16 protein-coding genes are annotated in these 18,678 nt (G+C 60.4%); 3 read left to right on the top strand and 13 right to left on the bottom strand.

Features of this window, described 5'->3' with window-relative positions; all coding sequences use genetic code 11:
* Window positions 1–30: 30 nt before the first annotated feature.
* The 6 genes from CAL20_RS07360 to CAL20_RS07335 all read right to left on the bottom strand — a co-directional run bounded on the left by CAL20_RS07360 (window position 31) and on the right by CAL20_RS07335 (window position 7,340).
* The gene (locus tag CAL20_RS07360; RefSeq protein ID WP_094820187.1) at window positions 31–2,127 is read right to left on the bottom strand and encodes a 3-hydroxyacyl-CoA dehydrogenase NAD-binding domain-containing protein; all 2,097 of its coding nucleotides are present in this window, start codon (window positions 2,125–2,127) and stop codon (window positions 31–33) included.
* Window positions 2,124–2,336 (bottom strand): acetyl-CoA carboxylase biotin carboxyl carrier protein subunit, encoded by a 213-nt coding sequence (locus tag CAL20_RS07355; RefSeq protein ID WP_094820186.1) that lies wholly within the window; start codon window positions 2,334–2,336, stop codon window positions 2,124–2,126. Before CAL20_RS07355 ends, CAL20_RS07360 begins: the two co-directional genes overlap by 4 nt.
* A 10-nt stretch (window positions 2,337–2,346) precedes the next feature.
* Window positions 2,347–3,711, bottom strand: a complete 1,365-nt coding sequence (locus CAL20_RS07350; protein WP_094837517.1) for an acetyl-CoA carboxylase biotin carboxylase subunit — start codon at window positions 3,709–3,711, stop codon at window positions 2,347–2,349.
* Between the two features lie 10 nt (window positions 3,712–3,721).
* Window positions 3,722–5,269 carry an acyl-CoA carboxylase subunit beta gene (locus tag CAL20_RS07345; RefSeq protein ID WP_094837516.1) on the bottom strand — a complete coding sequence of 516 codons (1,548 nt, stop codon included), beginning with the start codon at window positions 5,267–5,269 and terminating at the stop codon, window positions 3,722–3,724.
* 28 nt (window positions 5,270–5,297) lie between these two features.
* Window positions 5,298–6,275, bottom strand: coding sequence for a Bug family tripartite tricarboxylate transporter substrate binding protein (locus tag CAL20_RS07340; RefSeq protein WP_094837515.1), 978 nt, complete (start codon window positions 6,273–6,275; stop codon window positions 5,298–5,300).
* Between the two features lie 99 nt (window positions 6,276–6,374).
* Window positions 6,375–7,340: a tripartite tricarboxylate transporter substrate binding protein gene (locus CAL20_RS07335; RefSeq protein WP_094837514.1), complete on the bottom strand. Its 966-nt coding sequence runs from the start codon at window positions 7,338–7,340 to the stop codon at window positions 6,375–6,377.
* Between the two features lie 176 nt (window positions 7,341–7,516).
* Here CAL20_RS07335 and CAL20_RS07330 point away from each other — a divergent pair, with 176 nt between their 5' ends.
* The 3 genes from CAL20_RS07330 to CAL20_RS07320 are packed head-to-tail and all read left to right on the top strand — an operon-like array spanning window position 7,517 to window position 10,645.
* Window positions 7,517–8,980, top strand: a complete 1,464-nt coding sequence (locus tag CAL20_RS07330; protein WP_094837513.1) for an aldehyde dehydrogenase — start codon at window positions 7,517–7,519, stop codon at window positions 8,978–8,980.
* Between the two features lie 30 nt (window positions 8,981–9,010).
* A complete protein-coding gene (locus tag CAL20_RS07325) occupies window positions 9,011–9,910 on the top strand; it encodes an NAD(P)-dependent oxidoreductase (protein ID WP_094837512.1) in 900 nt (299 codons plus the stop codon).
* Window positions 9,911–9,925: 15 nt separating this feature from the next.
* Window positions 9,926–10,645: an IclR family transcriptional regulator gene (locus CAL20_RS07320; RefSeq protein ID WP_094837511.1), complete on the top strand. Its 720-nt coding sequence runs from the start codon at window positions 9,926–9,928 to the stop codon at window positions 10,643–10,645.
* Window positions 10,646–11,546: 901 nt separating this feature from the next.
* On the opposite strand, the gene CAL20_RS07315 is transcribed toward CAL20_RS07320, so the two are convergent.
* The 7 genes from CAL20_RS07315 to CAL20_RS07285 all read right to left on the bottom strand — a co-directional run bounded on the left by CAL20_RS07315 (window position 11,547) and on the right by CAL20_RS07285 (window position 18,678).
* On the bottom strand, window positions 11,547–12,314 hold the full coding sequence (locus CAL20_RS07315; protein WP_094821431.1) for an ABC transporter ATP-binding protein: 768 nt from the start codon (window positions 12,312–12,314) through the stop codon (window positions 11,547–11,549).
* On the bottom strand, window positions 12,311–14,149 hold the full coding sequence (locus CAL20_RS07310) for a branched-chain amino acid ABC transporter ATP-binding protein/permease (RefSeq protein ID WP_094837510.1): 1,839 nt from the start codon (window positions 14,147–14,149) through the stop codon (window positions 12,311–12,313). The genes CAL20_RS07315 and CAL20_RS07310 overlap by 4 nt, the downstream gene beginning before the upstream one ends.
* A gap of 5 nt (window positions 14,150–14,154) precedes the next feature.
* Window positions 14,155–15,192, bottom strand: coding sequence for a branched-chain amino acid ABC transporter permease (locus CAL20_RS07305; RefSeq protein WP_094837509.1), 1,038 nt, complete (start codon window positions 15,190–15,192; stop codon window positions 14,155–14,157).
* Between the two features lie 151 nt (window positions 15,193–15,343).
* A complete protein-coding gene (locus CAL20_RS07300) occupies window positions 15,344–16,510 on the bottom strand; it encodes an ABC transporter substrate-binding protein (RefSeq protein WP_094821434.1) in 1,167 nt (388 codons plus the stop codon).
* A gap of 331 nt (window positions 16,511–16,841) precedes the next feature.
* Window positions 16,842–17,405: a biotin transporter BioY gene (locus CAL20_RS07295; protein ID WP_094821435.1), complete on the bottom strand. Its 564-nt coding sequence runs from the start codon at window positions 17,403–17,405 to the stop codon at window positions 16,842–16,844.
* The gene (locus tag CAL20_RS07290) at window positions 17,405–18,001 is read right to left on the bottom strand and encodes an energy-coupling factor transporter transmembrane component T family protein (protein ID WP_094821436.1); all 597 of its coding nucleotides are present in this window, start codon (window positions 17,999–18,001) and stop codon (window positions 17,405–17,407) included. The genes CAL20_RS07295 and CAL20_RS07290 overlap by 1 nt, the downstream gene beginning before the upstream one ends.
* On the bottom strand, window positions 18,001–18,678 hold the full coding sequence (locus tag CAL20_RS07285; protein ID WP_094821437.1) for an energy-coupling factor ABC transporter ATP-binding protein: 678 nt from the start codon (window positions 18,676–18,678) through the stop codon (window positions 18,001–18,003). Before CAL20_RS07285 ends, CAL20_RS07290 begins: the two co-directional genes overlap by 1 nt.

Below are 18,678 nucleotides of genomic sequence, written 5' to 3'. Positions count from 1 at the left end.
TGGGTATCCAAACTCGTTCTCCTATGCATCTCAGACGTCGCCGAAACTGCGACCTTCACGCACCAGCCGTTGAAGCAGCGGCGCGGGCGTCCACAGCTCGCCATGCTGACGATGAAACCGTTCAATCGTGTTCAATACATTCGCCAGGCCTATCTGGTCGGCATAGAACATGGGGCCGCCACGATGTATGGGAAAGCCATATCCATGGACATAGATCACATCGATATCCGATGCTCTGGCGGCAATACCTTCTTCCAGGATGCGCGCGCCTTCGTTCACCAGGGCATACACCGTACGCTCGATGATCTCGGCATCACTGATGTCGCGACGCGTGATGCCATCCTCGCGGGCACATTGCTCGATCAGCAGATCCACCTCGGGATCGGGCAACGGGCTTCTGCTGTCCTTTTCATAGCGATAAAACCCTGCGCCGGTTTTCTGACCGAACCGTCCGCGCTCGCACAAGGTGTCGGCGACTCTCGAATAACGTTGATGGGCAGGCCGCGTGGGCGCGAGCCGCTTGCGCGCCGCCCAGCTGATGTCCAGTCCCGCCATATCCGCCATGCGCAGCGGTCCCATCGCGAAGCCGAAACGTTGCAGAGCCCCATCCACCTGCGCGGGTGATGCGCCCTCCTCCAGCAGGAAATGGGCTTCACGCGTATAGGGACTCACCATTCGATTACCGACGAACCCATCGCACACCCCCACCAGTACGGGCAGCTTTTTCATGCGGCGCGCCAGTTCAAATACCGAGGCGATGACTTCGTCTGTCGTAGCTGCTCCCCGCACGACTTCAACCAGGCGCATCACGTTTGCGGGGCTGAAAAAATGCGTACCCAAGACCAAGCCGGGCCGACCCGTTGCTTGCGCCAATAGATTGATATCCAGACGTGAGGTGTTCGATGCCAGCACGGTTTCCGGCTTGCATACCTGATCCAACGCGCGGAACAATTCAAGCTTGACAGCCATGTCTTCGAAGGCGGCCTCGATCACCAACTCAGTTTCCGCCAGGTCGGCCAGGCTCAAACTGCAACGAATGCGGGCCAATCGCGCATCACGCTCCTGCTCGGTCAATCGTCCCTTTGCAACGGTTGCGGCATAGTTGCGCTGAATGAGAGCCCAGCCGCGGTCGAGCGCAGCCTGCTCGCGCTCGACCAGAATCACCGTGATGCCCGCGTTAGCGAGGCTCATGGCGATGCCTCCGCCCATCGTTCCGGCGCCCACCACCCCCACGATCTGATACGAGGCATTTGCGCGCGATTGCGCGGGAGGTCTCTGCGCTTTGCGTTCGGCAAAGAACAGGTGACGCTGGGCCTTCGATTGTTCGCCATTGACCAACTCGACGAAACGCTGCCGCTCGTAGACCAGGCCCGCATCAATATCACTGCTGACGGCTTGTTCGATGCAATCTACGCAAGCATCAGGAGCCACGCATCCACGATAAAGACGTGCGCCCTCAGACCGCGCCCGGGCATACACCGCAGGGTCGGCAGGCGCTTGCGCACGGCGTGCGCCCAGCACGCGCGTTTGCAATGGATGTCCAACCTGCTCGAGGGCATAGGCAACCGCTTGCCCCACAAGCTGGCCGTCGAATACCGCATCGATCAGGCCCCATTGCATCGCGGTGCCGGCACCGATGGGATCGCCAGTGACGATCATGCTCAATGCGCGCTCAACACCGATAGCGCGCGGCAAGCGCTGCGTTCCTCCGCCACCGGGCAGAATGCCCAGCTTGACCTCCGGCAAGCCCAACGAGGTATCGGTATGCGCCACGCGATAATGGCAGCCCAGCGCCAACTCCAGCCCGCCGCCCAACACCGTGCCATGCATCGCCGCCACGATGGGTTTGCTGGCCTGCTCACACTGCCGCACGATGTCTCGCAATGTCGGCTCTCGTACCGAAGCAGGGGTATTGAACTCGCGGATTTCCGCACCACCGCAAAACAAGGCACCCGCGCCGGTCAACACAATAGCCTGCACACCGGGATCCGCCAGGGCTGAGGTCAGCGCATCATGCAGGCCCTGGCGTACCGCCGCACTCAAACTATTGACCGGTGCATTATCCAGCGTCAATAGCGCAACACGGCCGCCTGCGCGACGTTCGGTATGAATGGATGCCGTACTCATGCCAGTTCCAACAGGACCTGGCCTTCATCGACCTCGTCACCCACAGCGATCAGGACCTGCGCAACCGTGCCGGCACGCTCTGCCTCCACCGGCAATTCCATTTTCATCGACTCGATGGTGGCTATCGTGTCCCCCTCTGCAACGCGCGCACCGACGGCTACGTTGACTGACAGCACGCGGCCTGCTACCGGTGTTTCCAATTTGCTCATTGTGGTCTCCTTACGATATCTGCGCGGGTTCGCGCGTGGCAGTCAATACACGGCTGGCCATGCCAGTCGAGACTCGCCCTGCACGAAAATCTGCGTCTGCCAACACCTGCATGACAAACGGAATATTGGTTTTGATGCCCTCGATCCGGAATTCGGACAACGCCCGCTCGAGCAGATCGATCGCTCCGGCGCGGGTCGCCGCATGCGCGATGACTTTGGCCACCAAAGGGTCGTAGTGACTCGAGACTCGGCAGCCTGCCGCGTATCCCGTTTCGACACGAACACCGGACATGGCAGGCAGCTCGAATCTCTTCAGCATTCCTGGCGACGGAAAAAAACGTACAGGGTCTTCGGCATAGACCCGCGCCTGCACGGCGTGGCCAATAGGGGCAGGTACGGAATCAAGTACGGTGTCCAGGCGTTCGCCGGCAGCCAATCGCAACTGCGCCGCCACGATATCCACACCGGTGATCTGTTCGGTCACCGCATGCTCCACCTGCAGACGCGTGTTGACTTCCAGAAATGAAAAACCTGTATCCGGGGTGTACAGCATTTCGACGGTGCCAATCACGTCGTAACCCAGGCCGCCGAGAATGTTCTGCAATTGCGTAGACATCGCATCGAGCGCAGCGCGATCGATGCCGGGCGCTGGCGCTTCTTCAATGACTTTTTGATGGCGCCGCTGTGTTGAGCAATCACGCTCGTACAAGCAACGGACATTGCCATACCTGTCAGCCAGGAATTGAAACTCCACGTGGCGAGGTTCTTGCAACAGCTTTTCGAGATACAAATCCGCACGGCCAAAACTGCGGTGCGCCATATCGCGGGCGCGTGCCCATTGCGTTTCGATATCATGCGGCCCAGTCGCAGGCAGCATGCCGATACCACCACCGCCTGCTGCGGGTTTGATCAGCACCGGATAGCCCAGCGCTGCCGCAACGCGCTGCAATTCCTGGGCATCGCCCTCCAACACCGCACTGCTCGCCACCATCGGCATGCCGAGCGCGCGCATCGTTTCCCGCGCCTGCGTTTTGTGGCCGAGCAGACGGATCCAGCGTGGCGAGGGGCCGATGAAAATCAACCCTGCGTCCCCCACCGCTTGCGCAAAGTCCGCATTCTCTGACAGAAAACCATAGCCAGGATGCACAGCATCCACCGCCTGTTCACGTGCGACGCGCAATAGGGTTTCGACATTCAGATAACTGTCGATCGCCGCTGCCGGGCCGATCAAGCATTGATGATCGGCCTCCTGCAAATAAGGCATCGCTGCATCCGCCTCCGAATACACGGCGACAGATTCCATACCCAGCACGCGCAACGCGCGGATAACCCGCCTGGCCACGGCGCCACGATTTGCGACTAGCACCCGTTTCATCTGCCGCTCCTTATGGCCGATAGCCTACGGCGCGCTCGCCGGGTTGGCGTAATGGGATCACTACATCAATGAATTCCCGCAACACGTCACGGGTCTGCGCGGGATCGATAATGTCTTCGACGACGAATGCCTCGGCGCTGCGCATGGGCGAAGTCAAGCTGCGCACACGTTCCTCGATCTCGCGGGCTTTTGCTTCAGGGTCGGTTGCTGCTTCGATCTCGGCCTTGTAAGCAACCTCCAGCCCCCCTTCGATAGGTAGGGATCCCCATTGCGCCGAGGGCCACGCATAGCGAAAATTGAACCTGCCTGCGCTTTGATGTCCGCCCGCGGCCACGCCGAAGGCCTTGCGTACCAGAATGGAACACCACGGCACCGTGGACTGCGCGACTGCCGTCAATGCGCGCACGCCGTAGCGCATCGCGCCTGATTTTTCGGCGGCCAGCCCGATTTGAAAGCCAGGGATATCGACAAAGTTGACTACCGGCAAATGAAACGTCTCAGCCAGATCAAGCAGTCGCGTGAACTTCTCGGCCGCAGGGCCATCCCAACCGCCGCCGTACACATAAGGGTCACTGGCAAACACGGCCACGGGCCAGCCCTCAATGCGCGCCAAACCGGTGATGATGGCCCGCCCCCATCGCCGCCCGATCTCCATGAACGAACCCGGGTCCATCAACGCCTTCACGATGGGCCGCATCTTGTACACGCTGCGACCGTCACGCGGTATGGCGTCGCGTAACCAAGCCAAATCAGGGAGCTCACCCTCGGGCAACGGCCCACGCGCAGGCAATTCGTGCACCGAACGAGGCAGGTATGAAAGAAAGCGGCGCGCCATGACGAATGCCTGCTCTTCGGATTCCGCCTCGTCGTCGACGACGCCATTACGCGTATGGATATCGCTGCCGCCCAATTCGTTCTTGCTCAATACCTGGCCGATACGAGCGACAACAGGCGGACCGGCAATAAACAGCTGCGACGTATCGCGCACCATGACCGAGTAATGACTCGCCGCCACCCTTGCGGCCCCGAGTCCTGCGACGGAACCCAATGCCAGCGACACTACCGGCACGCAAGCCAGATTCTGCGTCATCAGCGGCCACATGCGCAGCTTGGGCAACAGAGTATGCCCTTTGAGCTCGATGTTTCGCACCGAACCTCCGCCGCCCGTACCATCGACCAGCCGGACCAACGGCAGGCGCAGATCGTGTGCCATCTGTTCTGATTCAACCAGCTTGTCGCCCACCGCACCATCGTTGGCGCCGCCGCGCACAGTGAAATCGTCAGCAGCCAGCACGATAGGACGGCCTTGCACACGAGCCCTGCCGATCAGCAGATTGGACGGCATCAGGTCGAGCAATCGTCCTTGCTCGTCGTATTGCGCGCTGCCGGCCAATCCGCCGACCTCGTGAAAGGACCCCGCATCCACCAAACGCTCAATACGTTCCCGCACCGGCAGTTTCCCGCCGTCTCGATGACGCTGAACCTTTTCTGCTCCGCCCATCTGAGCGGCCAGTTTCCTGCGTTGTGCCAGTTCGTCCAGTTCTTTGTGCCACGCCACGCTCTGCTCCTTGTCTTGGTCGGATCGATCAATCGATCTTGATATTGGCGCGCTGAATGAGCGCTTGATTCTGTTTGAGCTCATCGCCGATTTTGGTGCGGAACGCCTCGGGGGATTGCGTCAACGGGCGGCCCTGTAACGCCAGGCGCTGACGTACCGCGGGATCGGACACCACATCGGCAATCGCTTCATTCAACTGCTTCACAATCGCCGGTGGCGTACCGGCGGGCGCAAATATGCCGACCCAGAACGAAATATCGAAATCGGGATAGCCGAGTTCGGCGACAGCAGGAACGTCTGGCAAATCGTGCCAACGATTCGCCGTCGACACCGCCAATGCCTTTAGCTTGCCTGCCTTGATCAACGGCACGCCCGACAAGGTGTCAAAACCAAAGTCGACCTCGTTGGCTAGCAAACCTGCTTCCATGGGCGCCGCGCCCCGGTAGGGCACGTGCAGCATTTGCACGTCGGCCATCGTGGCCAGTTGTGCACCGGCCAGATGCATCAGATTGCCATTGCCGGCAGAGCCATAGCTCACCGACGCAGGTTTCGCGCGCGCCTGGGCGATCAGGTCCTTCACACTACCCACATCGCGCATACGGCTGTTGTTCGGATTGATCGTCAATACAAACGGCACCTCCACCACCGTTGTGACCGGCGCGAAATCCTTTAACGGGTGATAGCCGAGGTCTTTGTAGAGCAACGGATTGACCGTAATGGAACTGGAGTTGCTGACCAGGATGGTGTAGCCATCCGCAGCCGCCTGGGCAACCGCCCGAGCTGCAATCATGCCGTTGGCGCCCGTCTTGTTTTCGACGACGACGGATTGCCCCGTGCGCGCCGACAGAGCGTCCCCCACAATGCGCGCAACGGTATCGATCGTACTGCCAGGGCTGAATCCCACCACGAATTTCACCGGCTCGCTGGGATAAGCCGCATGTGCCGCAACGGTGATCACACTCATTGCCGCGCCAGCCGCAGCCAGCCAATTGCAAAGACGCTTCATCGAAGTCTCCTGATTATGGATATATGTCGCGTCGGACGGTAGCGATAGACCGACGCTGTCGTTAGCTCGATTGCGACGCGCTCAGAGCGTCTTGCACTGCTATGGTTTGGCCGCCCCGGCAACCTGCACCGCTTTGCCCCATTTTTGTTGTTCGGCGGCAATGAAATCGGCAAAGGCCTGCGGCGTGCTGTTGACCACCTCTCCGCCCAACGCCTCGATCCGTTCGCGCATTTTCGGCGTGGCGACGATGCGCGATATATCCTGATAAATGCGTTGCGCGCGCTCCGGCGATAGCGATGCGGGAGCCAGAACACCAAACCAGGTTGCCGCCTCAAACCCCGGCATACCTGCCTCATCGAAGGTCGGCACATTAGCCAATGCAGGGACACGCGTGGCATTTGCGACAGCCAGAGCGCGCAGCTTTCCTGATTCGATCAACGGCAATGCCGACGTGATGGTCGCCAACATCATCTGCACCTGGCCTCCGGCGAGATCGGTAAAGGCGGGCGCATCGCCACGGTATGGGACATGGGTGATCTTCGACTGAGTCGCCAGCTTGAATAGTTCACCGCTCAAGTGCTGGGCAGTCCCATTACCCGGGGATGCAAAATTGACCTCGTTGCCATGTGTCTTCAGGTAGGTCAGAAAGTCAGGCAGTGTGGTCGCCGGGACACCGGGATTGACGACCAGCACCAGAGGAACTTTCGTGACCAAGGTAATGGGCGCAAAATCTTTGACGGGGTCATAGGCGAGATCCGGATATAGATACCCGCTGATGGTGTGCGCCGAAGTCGTCATATACAAGGTATAGCCGTCACCCGGCGCACGTGCGACAGCGGCGGCTGCAATCGTGGTCCCTGCACCGCTCTTGTTTTCAACAACGACGGGCTGTTTCCAGAGTTGCGTCAATTGTTCGGCAACAGCACGCGCAACCACATCTGTGGCGCCACCCGCGGGATAAGGAACAGTCATGCTGACAGGCTTGGCCGGATACGAATCCGCATAAGCAGCAGCGCCGATTAACGCAGCGGCACAGAGACCTGCGCGCATCCATTGTTTGAGCATTTTTACGAATCTCCTCTTGTCATTTGCGAGCGGTTTGCTTTATTCTTGGTGTTCTGTTTAGCAGAACGTATATTCTATTTTATAGTTTTAGCCACTTTAGGTGTCAACAAGAAAATGCTGTCATCCAGGTTTTCCCCAACCTGCAGGCAGCCATGCCAAAACGAGGAACTACGTGCATGCCAGCCGCATCCGCATCCCCTAATACCGTCAAGCCCCTGCTGATTTCTGGCGAATGGATCACCACTGCCGACAGCACTTTTGAATCGATCAATCCCGCAAGCGGATCAGCCAACTTTCTGATCAGCGCGGCGTCGGAGTCACTGGTTGATCAAGCTGTCGAATCCGCATGGCAAGCGGTGCGCCAGCCTGCCTGGCGCGATATGCTGCCGCACAAACGGGCATCCATACTGCGTGCGATTGCCGACGGCATGGAGCGTCATGCCGACACATTGGCGCGCCTGCAGATGATCGAGAACGGCAAAGTGTGGGCCGAATGCCAAGCACAAGTCGCCAGCGCCGCGGCCACGTTCCGTTATTACGCCAGCGTCTGCGAGACCTTGAATGCAGAGGTCACGCCATCTCGCGGCAACTATTTGTCGATGACGCAGTACGAGCCCTATGGCGTAGTCGTAGCGATCACACCATGGAATTCGCCCATGACCATGGAAGCGCAAAAGGTTGCACCAGCGCTCGCAGCGGGTAATGCCGTCATCTTGAAACCCTCCGAGGTCACCTCCTCACCGGCTCTCGAATTAGGGCGCATTGCCTTGGAGGCCGGCTTGCCGCCGGGCATTCTGAATGTGGTCACGGGTCTGGGGGCTACCGTTGGGAAACGACTGGTAGAGCATCCCGGCGTACGCATGGTGTCTTTTACCGGCGGCACCGCCAGCGGTCGCGCGATTGCGCTCGCCGCGGCAGAGAAACTCATGCCCGTGGCGCTAGAACTAGGCGGAAAATCGCCTCATATTGTGTTCGCGGACGCCGACTTGCCCAAAGCAGTGGAGGGCGTGATCGGCGGCATCTTCGAGGGCAGCGGCCAATCTTGTGTGGCAGGGTCGCGACTCTATGTGCAACGAAGTATCGCCCCGCAATTCATCGACATGCTGGTGAAGCGGGCGTCGCAACTGAAAGTGGATTTGCCCGATGCAGCAGGTGCGCAAATGGGCCCGATTGCCTCGTTCGCCCATCGCGAAAAAATCGAGCGCATGGTTGGCACCGCATTGGCTGACGGCGGCGAGGTCCTGCTGGGCGGCCAACGCCCCACTGTCGATGCACTGCAATCGGGCGCATTCTATCTGCCCACGATTCTGGGCAGCCTCACGCGCAACGCCCATGTCGTACGTGAAGAAATTTTTGGCCCCGTTCTATGCGCGCTGCCCTTCGACGACGAAGACGATCTGATCGACCAGGCGAACGATAGTGCCTATGGCTTGGCCTCGGGTATCTGGACCGCAGACTATCAACGCGCGTGGCGCGTGGCTCGCCGTCTGGAGGCGGGCAGCGTCTGGATCAACACCTACAAACAGCTGTCGATTGCGACGCCCTTTGGAGGCTTTAAGCAAAGCGGTATCGGGCGCGAGAAAGGCTTGTCGGGGCTGCGTCTGTACCAGCAAACCAAGGGCATTTATTGGGGCATGTAAGCCTTTTTCCATCTCTAGGAGACTATTCACATGACGAATTTCCAGCATGCCGGATTCATCGGCATGGGCGTAATGGGCGAGCCCATCTGCCGCAACCTGGCGCAAAAAGGCGGACTGCCCGTGCGAGGTTTCGACAGCAATCCTGAACCCCTGCAGCGCCTGGCGGCGCACGGCGTGATCACGGCGGCTTCGGTGGCCGAAGTTGCGCAGAATAGCGACATCGTATTTTTGTCACTGCCGTCGGGCGAAGTCGTCGCGGAGGTCGCACGCGGCCCTCAAGGCCTATTGGCTCACACCCGACCTGGACAAATCATCGTCGATACCAGCACCTCGCCCATCGACGTGACGCGAGCGCTGGCCGATGAATTTGCTGCACGTGACGCGGTCTTTATTGATGCCCCCGTCGCGCGTACCCGCGCAGCAGCAGAATCAGGCACATTGTCGGTCATGGTGGGCGGTGACGCGGGCGTCTTTGAACAAGTGCGCCCGCTCATTGCAACCTTTGCCTCCGAGATCACCCATTGCGGCCCGGTCGGCAGCGGCCAGGTCGTAAAGATCCTGAACAATATGGTGTTATTCGAAACGGTGACGGCGCTGTCCGAAGCACGGGCGATTGCGCGCCGTGCCGGCGTGGACCCGCAGATCTTGCTCGAGACGTTTACGCGTGGCTCGGCGGACAGCTTCGCGTTGCGCAACCATGGCTTAAAGGCTATGCTGCCCGGAAATTTTCCCGAGAAAGCTTTCTCGGTCGAGTACGCCCGCAAGGACCTGCGCTATGCGCTGGCCCTGGCGGCACAGACCGGCGTAAATGCGTCAGGCGCCCGCAATGTCGATGATTGGTTCGCTGCCGCCATCGAACAGGGTCAGGGCACCTGCTATTTCCCGGTCATCAGTCGATACATCGATGCGGACTCGGCCGGCCCCGATTAACTTCTTGCCCGACCAATGAACCGCAGCTCGCAACCTGAACCCTCCTCCGACGGCGTCGCCGCCGTCGAACGTGCCCTGTCCATCGTCGACGCCATCGCGCAGCGGACGGAGGCCATCAGCCTGGCCGACCTCTCGCGGGCCACAGGGTTCTACAAGAGCACATTGCTGCGGCTGATCGCCTCGCTCGAAAAATCAGCATTGGTCGTACGCCGTGCGGACGGCCGCTACGCGTTGGGCACCTATGCCCATCGCCTGGGACGCGCCTATGAGGCCACCTATCGTCTCGCCGAGGCCGTCCAGCCGCTATTGCAGCAGTTGGTCGACCAAGGCACGGAAAGCGCATCGTTCCATGCCTACCACGATACGCAGTCGCGCGTGTGCCTGTTACGCGTAGACTCGCATCACTCCACACTGGATCGTATTCGCGTGGGAGACCTGCTGCCGCTGGACAAAGGGGCAGCAGGCCGATTGTTGACGACCTATCTGGTCAAGCGCCAGACGCTGCCACCGTCCGAGCTGACGCTCATCTCCATGGGCGAACGGGATCCGAATTGCGCGGCCGTGGCCTGCCCGGTGTTCGGGCCAGACGGAGAAATGTGCGGGGCGATCTCGTTATCCGGGCCGAAAGAGCGCTTTACGCCGGCAGCCATCAAAAAAATGTCGCGGCTGGCCAATCAGGCTGCTGCGGCGGCGACGCAGGCACTCGGAGGGAGATGGCCGGCTGGTAAAGGGTGAAGTGGGCTGGAGTGTGTGGAGTGCTTATGGACGTCGATGCGGGGCAGTGGCTGCGTGGGGGCTTCACGTGGTCGGTCCGGCGCCCTGCGCGCCGGACACCGTGTTCGCTCACCTCGTCCGCGCCTTCGCGCTCCCTACGGTGTCCGCTCCACTCGACCACGAGGCGCCCCCACGCAGCCACTGCCCCGCATCGACTCGCAGTAACTCAAGCTCATCACATCGCTGGCACGGCTTTCTTGCTTGGCATTTTTCTGCGTCAGCCTGGGTGAAGAGAAAGATCTTGCAGGGCTGCGATGACCGGGTGCCCTGCACACCCGGTCATCGCGTTCGGAATCTGCATGCAGAGGCTGTGGCACCGTTACTCGACAAAAGATCTCTCGAGTCACATTGACGTAATGCCACGCATGGCACTCGTTGTAATGCCATCATAGTGAGCGCAAATCACGTCCGCGCATGAACTCTGATCCAGAGCACGGGTATGCTACGCATACGCCGGCAGAAAACCCGCGCTACGCATCATCGCCGCAAGCCTCACTCGCGGCCAAGCAGATCTTCCAATCAGGCACCACGCCACCCCGTCGCATGCCCGGACCGAACGCTTGAGGTGGGCGCGCAGGGCGGCCGCCGAAAGCAGCACCGTAAGATCTTTCTCTTTACCAATGCGGCTGCAAAAAAACGCCAAGCAAGAAAGTCGTGCCTGCGATGCAGAGAGCTCTAATTGCTGCCAGTCGAGCCGAGGCAATCGGCCCGGCCGGGCGCCTCAAAGTCGAGTGGAGCGGACACCGTAGGGAGCGCGCAGGCGCGGACGAGGTGAGCGAACACGGTGTCCGGCGCCCGCGCGCCGGACCGACTTTGTGAAGCCCGGCCGGGCCGATTGCCTCGGCTCGACGACCATCAGAACTCACTCCCCCCCGTCAGCCGCCCCCTTCCCCAGTCCAAGATAACTCTCAATCACCCGCGGATTCCCCGCCAACTCCCGCGCCGGCCCGTGCAAGATCACTTCACCTGTCTCCAGCACATACCCATAATCAGCCACCTGCAACGCCGCCCGCGCATTCTGCTCGACCAGCAAAATCGCCACACCTGTCTCACGCAAACGCGCAATGATGTGAAAAATCTCGCGAACAATGCGAGGCGCCAATCCCAGGCTAGGCTCATCCAGCATCAGCAAACGGGGTTTAGCCATCAACGCCCGCCCTACAGCCAGCATCTGCCGCTCACCGCCCGAAAGCGTACCCGCCTCCTGACGACGGCGCTCTTTCAACCGGGGGAATAAGGTAAACACTTCTTCCAGCGCATCTCGCCAACCGCTTTCGCGCGCACGATAACGGCGAAAGCCTCCCAGCAAGAGATTGTCCTCGACCGACATGCTCCCAAACAATTCGCGACGTTCGGGCACCAGCGACATGCCCGCCCCAACACGGCGCTCCACACCCCACCCGGACACATCCGCCCCGGCATAATGCACTGCACCTGAAGCGTGCCCCGTCGTCGGCAAAGCCCCCATCATCGCATTCAACAACGTGGATTTGCCCGCACCGTTCGCGCCAATCACCGTCACGATGCTGCCAGGAGCCACCGTCAATGAGGCCTCGTTCAACGCACCGACTTTGCCATAGCGAGCGCTGAGCCCCCGCACATCGAGGATCACATTTTGAGCTTGCGTCATTGCACACTCCCCGTTACCGGTGCGCCTTGATCGGCTTCGGGCAGATCATCGTCGATTCCGCCCAGATAGGCTTCCAGCACCGCAGGATTCTGCTGAACCTCCGCCGGGACGCCCTCGGCCAACTTGGTGCCAAAGTCCATGACAACCAGATGATTGGTCAACCGCATCACAAAATCCATATCGTGCTCGACCAGCAAAATACTCATGCCCTCGGCACGCAATTGCTCAAGGACTTGTGCCAATTCCTGCTTTTCCTTGTAGCGCAAGCCGGCCGCAGGCTCGTCCAACAACAGCAAGATCGGATCGCTCGCCAACGCGCGCGCGATTTCCAGAATGCGTTGTTGACCCAAAGCCAGGTTGCCCGCCTGCTCGTACAGATAATCGCCCAAGCCTACGCGCTTGAGTTGCGTGGCAGCCTCGTGCAACAAGCGGGCTTCCTTGGCCCGGTCTGCATGCAACGCCCCCGCCACAACACCGACATCCGCACGCATGTGCGCACCCAGCGCGACGTTTTCGAGCACGGACATCCCCGGCAAAAGCTGCACGTGCTGAAAGGTACGTCCAACGCCACGGCGCGCAATATCGCGTGCGCTGCGGCCATTGATGGATTCGCCCAGAAAACGAACCTGGCCGCGCGTCGCCGGCAACACGCCGCTGATCAAGTTGAAGGTCGTGCTTTTACCCGCGCCGTTCGGACCGATCAGGCCCACGATCTCGCCAGCACGGACTTTGAACGAAATATCGTTGACCGCAACCAGGCCGCCGAACTCTTTGCGTATGCCTTCTACGTCAAGCACCAGCTCACCGCGTTCTGGACGATCGCGATGTGGCAAGGCCTCTGCGTCGGGAGGCGGCGCCCGATGGCGACGCGATCCCTCGCTGCCCGTCAAACGAGCCCAACCCGCAGACAAGATCGGCCACAAGCCATTCGCGGCATACTGCAGCACCAAAATGAGCAACACGCCAAAAACGATGAGCTCGAAATTGGCATCGGTGTCCAGCAACTTGGGCAGCAGATTCTGCAATTGGTCTTTCAAACCCAGAATCACGGCGGAGCCCACCAATGCGCCCCAGACGTGCCCCGCGCCGCCCACGACAGCCATGAACAGGTATTCGATACCGTAGTTCAAGCCGAACGGGCTGGGACTGACGGCGCGCTGCATGTGCGCATAGATCCAGCCCGACAAGCAGGCCAGCAAGGCAGCCCATACAAAGATAATGATCTTGTATGCGCCGGTGTTTACCCCCATCGACTCGGCCATGCCCGCACCGCTTTTCAGCGCACGGATAGCGCGGCCCGGACGGGAGCTGAGCAAGTTGCTGGTGGCCCACAACGACAACAGCAGGAACACCCAGATCAGGTAGTAAATATGACGGCCATTGGCCAATGAAAAACCGAACAGGCTGATCGGTTCCAGGCCCGCGATCCCGTCATGCTTGCCTAGCCAGTCCAGATTGCCGAACAAGAAATAGAGCGACAGGCCCCAGGCAATGGTGCCCAATGGCAAATAGTGGCCGGACAGACGCAAGGTGATCAGGCCCAGCAAATAGGCGATGACCGCGGTGAACAAGAGCCCAGCTACCAAGGCCAGCCACGGCGAAGTGTCGTAATGACTGGTCAACACGGCCGTGGTGTATGCCCCCAGCCCGACAAAGGCTGCCTGGCCAAACGAGGTCAAGCCGCCCACGCCCGTCAACAACACCAGCCCCAGCGCCACCATCGCGGCCAGCCCGATGTAATTGAGCTGCGTGATCCAGAACTCGGGCGTCGCAGGCACCATGGGCAATATTGCCACCAAGGCGATGAATGCGATTAACAGAATACGGTTGCTCATGGCGATCACTCCTCGTCATCCGTATGGTGGCTGCTGAACGATCGCCACACGAGCACCGGAATGATCAGCGTGAACACAATGACTTCCTTGTAGGCACTGGCCCAAAATGAAGAAAACGCCTCGAGCACACCCACCAGCACCGCGCCTGCGGCCGCCAGAGGATAGCTGGCCAACCCGCCTATGATGGCGCCCACAAAGCCTTTCAGGCCGATCAGAAAGCCCGTGTCGTAGTACACCGTCGTGATCGGTGCGATCAGCATGCCGGACATGGCGCCGATCGCTACCGCCAATGTAAAGGTCAAGCTGCCCGACATCGTTGTGCTGATGCCGACCAGTCGCGCGCCGCGGCGATTCACCGCCGTCGCGCGCAACGCACGGCCATACAGGGTTTTGCCAAAGAACAGCCACAGCGCCAGAATCAACAGCGCGCAAGTCCCGACGACAAAGAGGCTTTGTGCCGACCACGTGGCAGGCCCAAGATTCACCTGCCCGCTGACAAAGGCCGGCGTACGCCATCCCTCTGCGCCAAAGAACACCAAGGCCAGTCCCGTCAGCGCAAAGTGCACCGCCACGGAGACAATCAATAGAACCAACACCGACGCCTCGGCCAACGGCTGATACACAATGCGGTAGATCATCGAACCCATCGGAATGATCAGCACCAAGGCGAGCAACATATTCAGCCACAGCGAGTTATCCGGCGCGGCATAGGCCGAGGCCAACCATAACAACGCCAGCGGCAGGATCACACACGTCAATACGACTTTGGGCAACGCGGCCCAACTGCCAGTACGTACAGCGCGCACCAGTTCCAGCACAAGCACCACAGCGCCTAACAACGGCAACAGATAGGCGGTGCCCGGCACGCGGCCATTGACCAGCATGGCCAAGGTCAACGCGCCAAACGCGACGAACTCGCCCTGAGGAATAAAGATGACGCGCGTCACAGTGAATACCAGGACCAGCGCCATACCCAGCAATGCATAGATGGCACCGTTGACGATACCGTCCTGCAACAGGATGAGGGCAATTGAAAAATCCATGAAACTGCCTTATGGGATTCTGACAAGACTGCCTGATGACACTGATACGTCATCAGGATTGACGTGGATTATCGCGGATATGACACACCGGCCCTCAGGCCGGTGTATTGAAAAACCAGCAGACGTCAGCGCCACGTCGGCGATGGCTGCCTCACAGGTCGGGCTGGTACACCCACTTGCCTTTTTCGACTTTGACCATGACGCGCGAGCGCTCGTCAAAACCGGCATGATCGGTGGGGCTCATGTTGAACACACCTTGCGAGGCGGGCAGATTCTTGATGCCTTCCAGCGCATCGCGCAACGCCGCACGAAATTCCGGGGTGCCGGGTTTCGCGCCGCTCTTTAGTGCCTGGGGCAAGGCCGCCACAATCAACTGACCGGCGTCCCACATATGGCCGCCAAAGGTATTGGTGGTACCGGCGCCATATTTGCCTTCGTAGGCCGTGGTGTAGGCCAGGGCCGATTTTTTCACCGGATTGCTGTCAGGCAATTGCGCCGCGACGAGCAATGGACCTGCAGGCAGCAGCATGCCGTCGCAATCTGCACCGCAAACGCGCAACACGTCATTGTTGGCCGCACCGTGCGTTTGATAAATCGTGCCTTGGTAATTGCGCGCGCGCAGTTCTTTTTGCGGCAGCGCCGAAGGCGTGCCGGCGCCTGCGATGAGAATCGCATCGGGCTTGGCGCTGACCAATTTCAGCACCTGGCCCGTAACGCTCGTGTCCGTGCGGCCGTATTTTTCGATCGCCGTGATCTCGATGCCCTTGCCCTTGACGGCCTCGCGCATCACTGCCAGCCAACCATCACCGTAGGCATCGGCAAAACCGATGAAGCCCAAGGTTTTCACCTTGGACTTGGCCAAGGCATCGGCCAAGGCGCTGGCCATCAATGCATCGTTTTGCGGCGTCTTGAACACCCAGCGGCGTTTGTCATCCACCGGCTCGACGATCTTGGCGCTCGCAGCGACACTGATCATCGGGACTTTGGCTTCGGCGGCAACGTCCACCATGGCCAAGGAGCCGGGCGTGACGGAAGTCCCCACCAACACGTCGACCTTGTCGTCGGACACGAGTTTGCGCGAGTTTTTCACGGCCTGAGTCGTGTCGGTCGCATCGTCCAGCACGATCCATTCGATTTTTTGACCGGCGACTTCGGTGGGCAGCAACGCTACCGTGTTGCGCTCAGGGATCCCCAGCGATGCAGCGGGGCCTGTGCTGGCGATGGTGACCCCCACTTTGACTTGGGCACTGGCCAGTAGCGGCAGGCTCAGCGCCACAGCCGCGGCGGCCGCGGACAAGCCGAAATACTTGCGCGTCATGTTGTTGTCTCCTGTGTGGGCTCTTGTTATGGCCCCGAAAGCGGGAAAACGAGCCCGGTTGATGTTATACAGAAATTCAAATATTTGAGCCAGAAGTGTATCAAATAGCCTTCAAATAAAACCCCGTGACTTCCCTAGTCCGCCTTCGGATGCGTGCAAACATGACGGCGAAAAAGTGATTCCGCATGAAGCCTGCCGCCGCTCGTGGGACCGACGGGTCAGCCGCGCTTGGCGAAGACTGTTCCTGTCCGTTCACACGGCCAGCCGGGCAAGCCAAAAATCAAATGCATTCAACAATAGCGAATGTTGCCTCTGACCGAGAACGGCGTCATTAAGGGGATTCCCGCAGAATCGGCCACACGCGTTCGACGCGCCATGCCACCCATGAGGCAACGGCGACTTTGACCAGATCGCCGGGGATGAAGACCAACATCGCCATCATCGCTTTGCCCAAGCCCATCTGCGTCACTGAGGCGAGCCACGGCACGCCGATCAGATACACCGCGCCAATACCGCCGGCGATGCACGCCAGGCCATATGCCAGCACGGTCCTGACGCTCTGGCCTGGGGCACGGACCCAGCTACGCGCAAGCCAGCCTGTCACAAAGGCGCCCAGCGCCATGCCGAACAGAAAGCCGCCAGTCGGCCCGAAAAACACGCCCAGCCCGCCACGTCCGCCGGGCAGCACGGGCAGTCCGATCGCAGCCAGCAGCAAATACAGCGAGCAAGCCAGCCCGCCGCGCACCGGCCCCAACATGGCTCCCGTCAGCATCACGCCCAGGCTCTGCAAGGTCACCGGCACCGGAATAGCCGGCAGGGGGATAGGCGGCACCAGACTCAGCACCACAATCAATGCCGCGAACAGCGCAATCAATACGGTATCTTGGGTTTTCACTATTCACCACGCGCATCAATGGCCTGAGCGACTTGCTGGGCCCGTTTCAATGTCCGCACCACCAACGGCACCATCAATGCCAGAGGATGTCGGGCCAAACCGCGTGCCGCCTGGGCCTCGCGGATTTCCTGATAATGCCGCCAGATTTCCGGCACGAAACGCAAGGTCAACGCCAAGGCAAGCGCTACTTTTCCTGCGTCCACCCATCCTAGCCGGTCCAGCGGGGACAAAGCGCGTTCGCAGACGGCGATCAGGTCCGAACTCCTGGTCGACAGCGTCACCGCCAAAGCCAGCCCGACCAAGGCTGCGATGCGCAGCAATACGATAGCCGCAGACAGCCAGCCCTGGAACACCACGGCGAACACACCAATGGCAACCAGCACCCAAACCAGCCCACGTACCTGACGCCAGCAAGCCGCCGCGCCTACGCCGGTAGACCACACCAGCACGCAAGACACCGCGAACGCAACTGCCAGCCCCCAGACATTCTGCACCAAAAACAGGCCGATGCCTGCGATCACCAGCGCCGCCAATTTATAGCCGGCAGGCAGCCGATGCAGCCAGCGATCACCCTTTATATACAGGGGCTCGATCATCACGCGCAGTGCTCCCGATACCAGCGCAATGCAGGGCCGGGACTGTCGTCCGCGGCGATCTGGCCGTCAACGACCACCAGGACACGATCGAAGTCCTGCAGCAATTCCAGATCATGGCTGACGACGACGGCTTGCTGCTCCAGCCCGGCAATCGCGCGGGCGACCCGATTACGATTGCGCAGATCCAGTTGCGTCGTAGGCTCGTCAAACACCACCAGGGCCGGCCGCATCACCAGGACCGATGCCAACGCCACCAATTGGCATTCGCCGCCGGATAAGGTGTGGCTCGCCCGATCCGCCAGGTGCCCTACTCCCAAGCCGTCCAGGCTGGCTTGAATACGCTGCGCCGACTCGTCTGCGGACAGGCGTTGCGCTTTCAGGCCAAACGCCATGTCCTCGCGCACAATGGGGTATACGATTTGATTTTCGGGGTTCTGAAACACGAACCCCACCTGACGGCGAATCGCCTTGATATCGTGCCGGGTATCCAGGCCATCAAGGGTCACCCGGCCGGCCGTCGGCAACACCAGGCCATTGAGCAGCTTGGCAAAGGTGCTCTTGCCGGCGCCATTCGGGCCGACCACGCCCACCCGGCGCTGATCGAGGGTCAAACTCACCCCCCGCAATGCCTGGGAATGCGGCGTGGCAACAACGGCGTGTTCAAACTCGATTAACAT

Origin of the sequence: Bordetella genomosp. 4 (assembly GCF_002261185.1) — a bacterium.
GTDB lineage: Bacteria > Pseudomonadota > Gammaproteobacteria > Burkholderiales > Burkholderiaceae_B > Bordetella_A.
The sequence above is the reverse complement of the archived record's forward strand: the minus strand, read 5'-3'. Positions and strand labels throughout refer to the sequence as shown.

Excerpts from the sequence above, each read along its gene's own strand:
- CAL20_RS07360 (WP_094820187.1), bottom strand. The coding sequence starts at position 2,127 with ATGAGTACGGCATCCATTCATACCGAACGTCGCGCAGGCGGCCGTGTT.
- CAL20_RS07355 (WP_094820186.1), bottom strand. The coding sequence starts at position 2,336 with ATGAGCAAATTGGAAACACCGGTAGCAGGCCGCGTGCTGTCAGTCAAC.
- CAL20_RS07350 (WP_094837517.1), bottom strand. The coding sequence starts at position 3,711 with ATGAAACGGGTGCTAGTCGCAAATCGTGGCGCCGTGGCCAGGCGGGTT.
- CAL20_RS07340 (WP_094837515.1), bottom strand. The coding sequence starts at position 6,275 with ATGAAGCGTCTTTGCAATTGGCTGGCTGCGGCTGGCGCGGCAATGAGT.
- CAL20_RS07335 (WP_094837514.1), bottom strand. The coding sequence starts at position 7,340 with ATGCTCAAACAATGGATGCGCGCAGGTCTCTGTGCCGCTGCGTTAATC.
- CAL20_RS07330 (WP_094837513.1), top strand. The coding sequence starts at position 7,517 with ATGCCAGCCGCATCCGCATCCCCTAATACCGTCAAGCCCCTGCTGATT.
- CAL20_RS07325 (WP_094837512.1), top strand. The coding sequence starts at position 9,011 with ATGACGAATTTCCAGCATGCCGGATTCATCGGCATGGGCGTAATGGGC.
- CAL20_RS07320 (WP_094837511.1), top strand. The coding sequence starts at position 9,926 with ATGAACCGCAGCTCGCAACCTGAACCCTCCTCCGACGGCGTCGCCGCC.
- CAL20_RS07315 (WP_094821431.1), bottom strand. The coding sequence starts at position 12,314 with ATGACGCAAGCTCAAAATGTGATCCTCGATGTGCGGGGGCTCAGCGCT.
- CAL20_RS07310 (WP_094837510.1), bottom strand. The coding sequence starts at position 14,149 with ATGAGCAACCGTATTCTGTTAATCGCATTCATCGCCTTGGTGGCAATA.
- CAL20_RS07305 (WP_094837509.1), bottom strand. The coding sequence starts at position 15,192 with ATGGATTTTTCAATTGCCCTCATCCTGTTGCAGGACGGTATCGTCAAC.
- CAL20_RS07300 (WP_094821434.1), bottom strand. The coding sequence starts at position 16,510 with ATGACGCGCAAGTATTTCGGCTTGTCCGCGGCCGCCGCGGCTGTGGCG.
- CAL20_RS07290 (WP_094821436.1), bottom strand. The coding sequence starts at position 18,001 with ATGATCGAGCCCCTGTATATAAAGGGTGATCGCTGGCTGCATCGGCTG.
- CAL20_RS07285 (WP_094821437.1), bottom strand. The coding sequence starts at position 18,678 with ATGTTAATCGAGTTTGAACACGCCGTTGTTGCCACGCCGCATTCCCAG.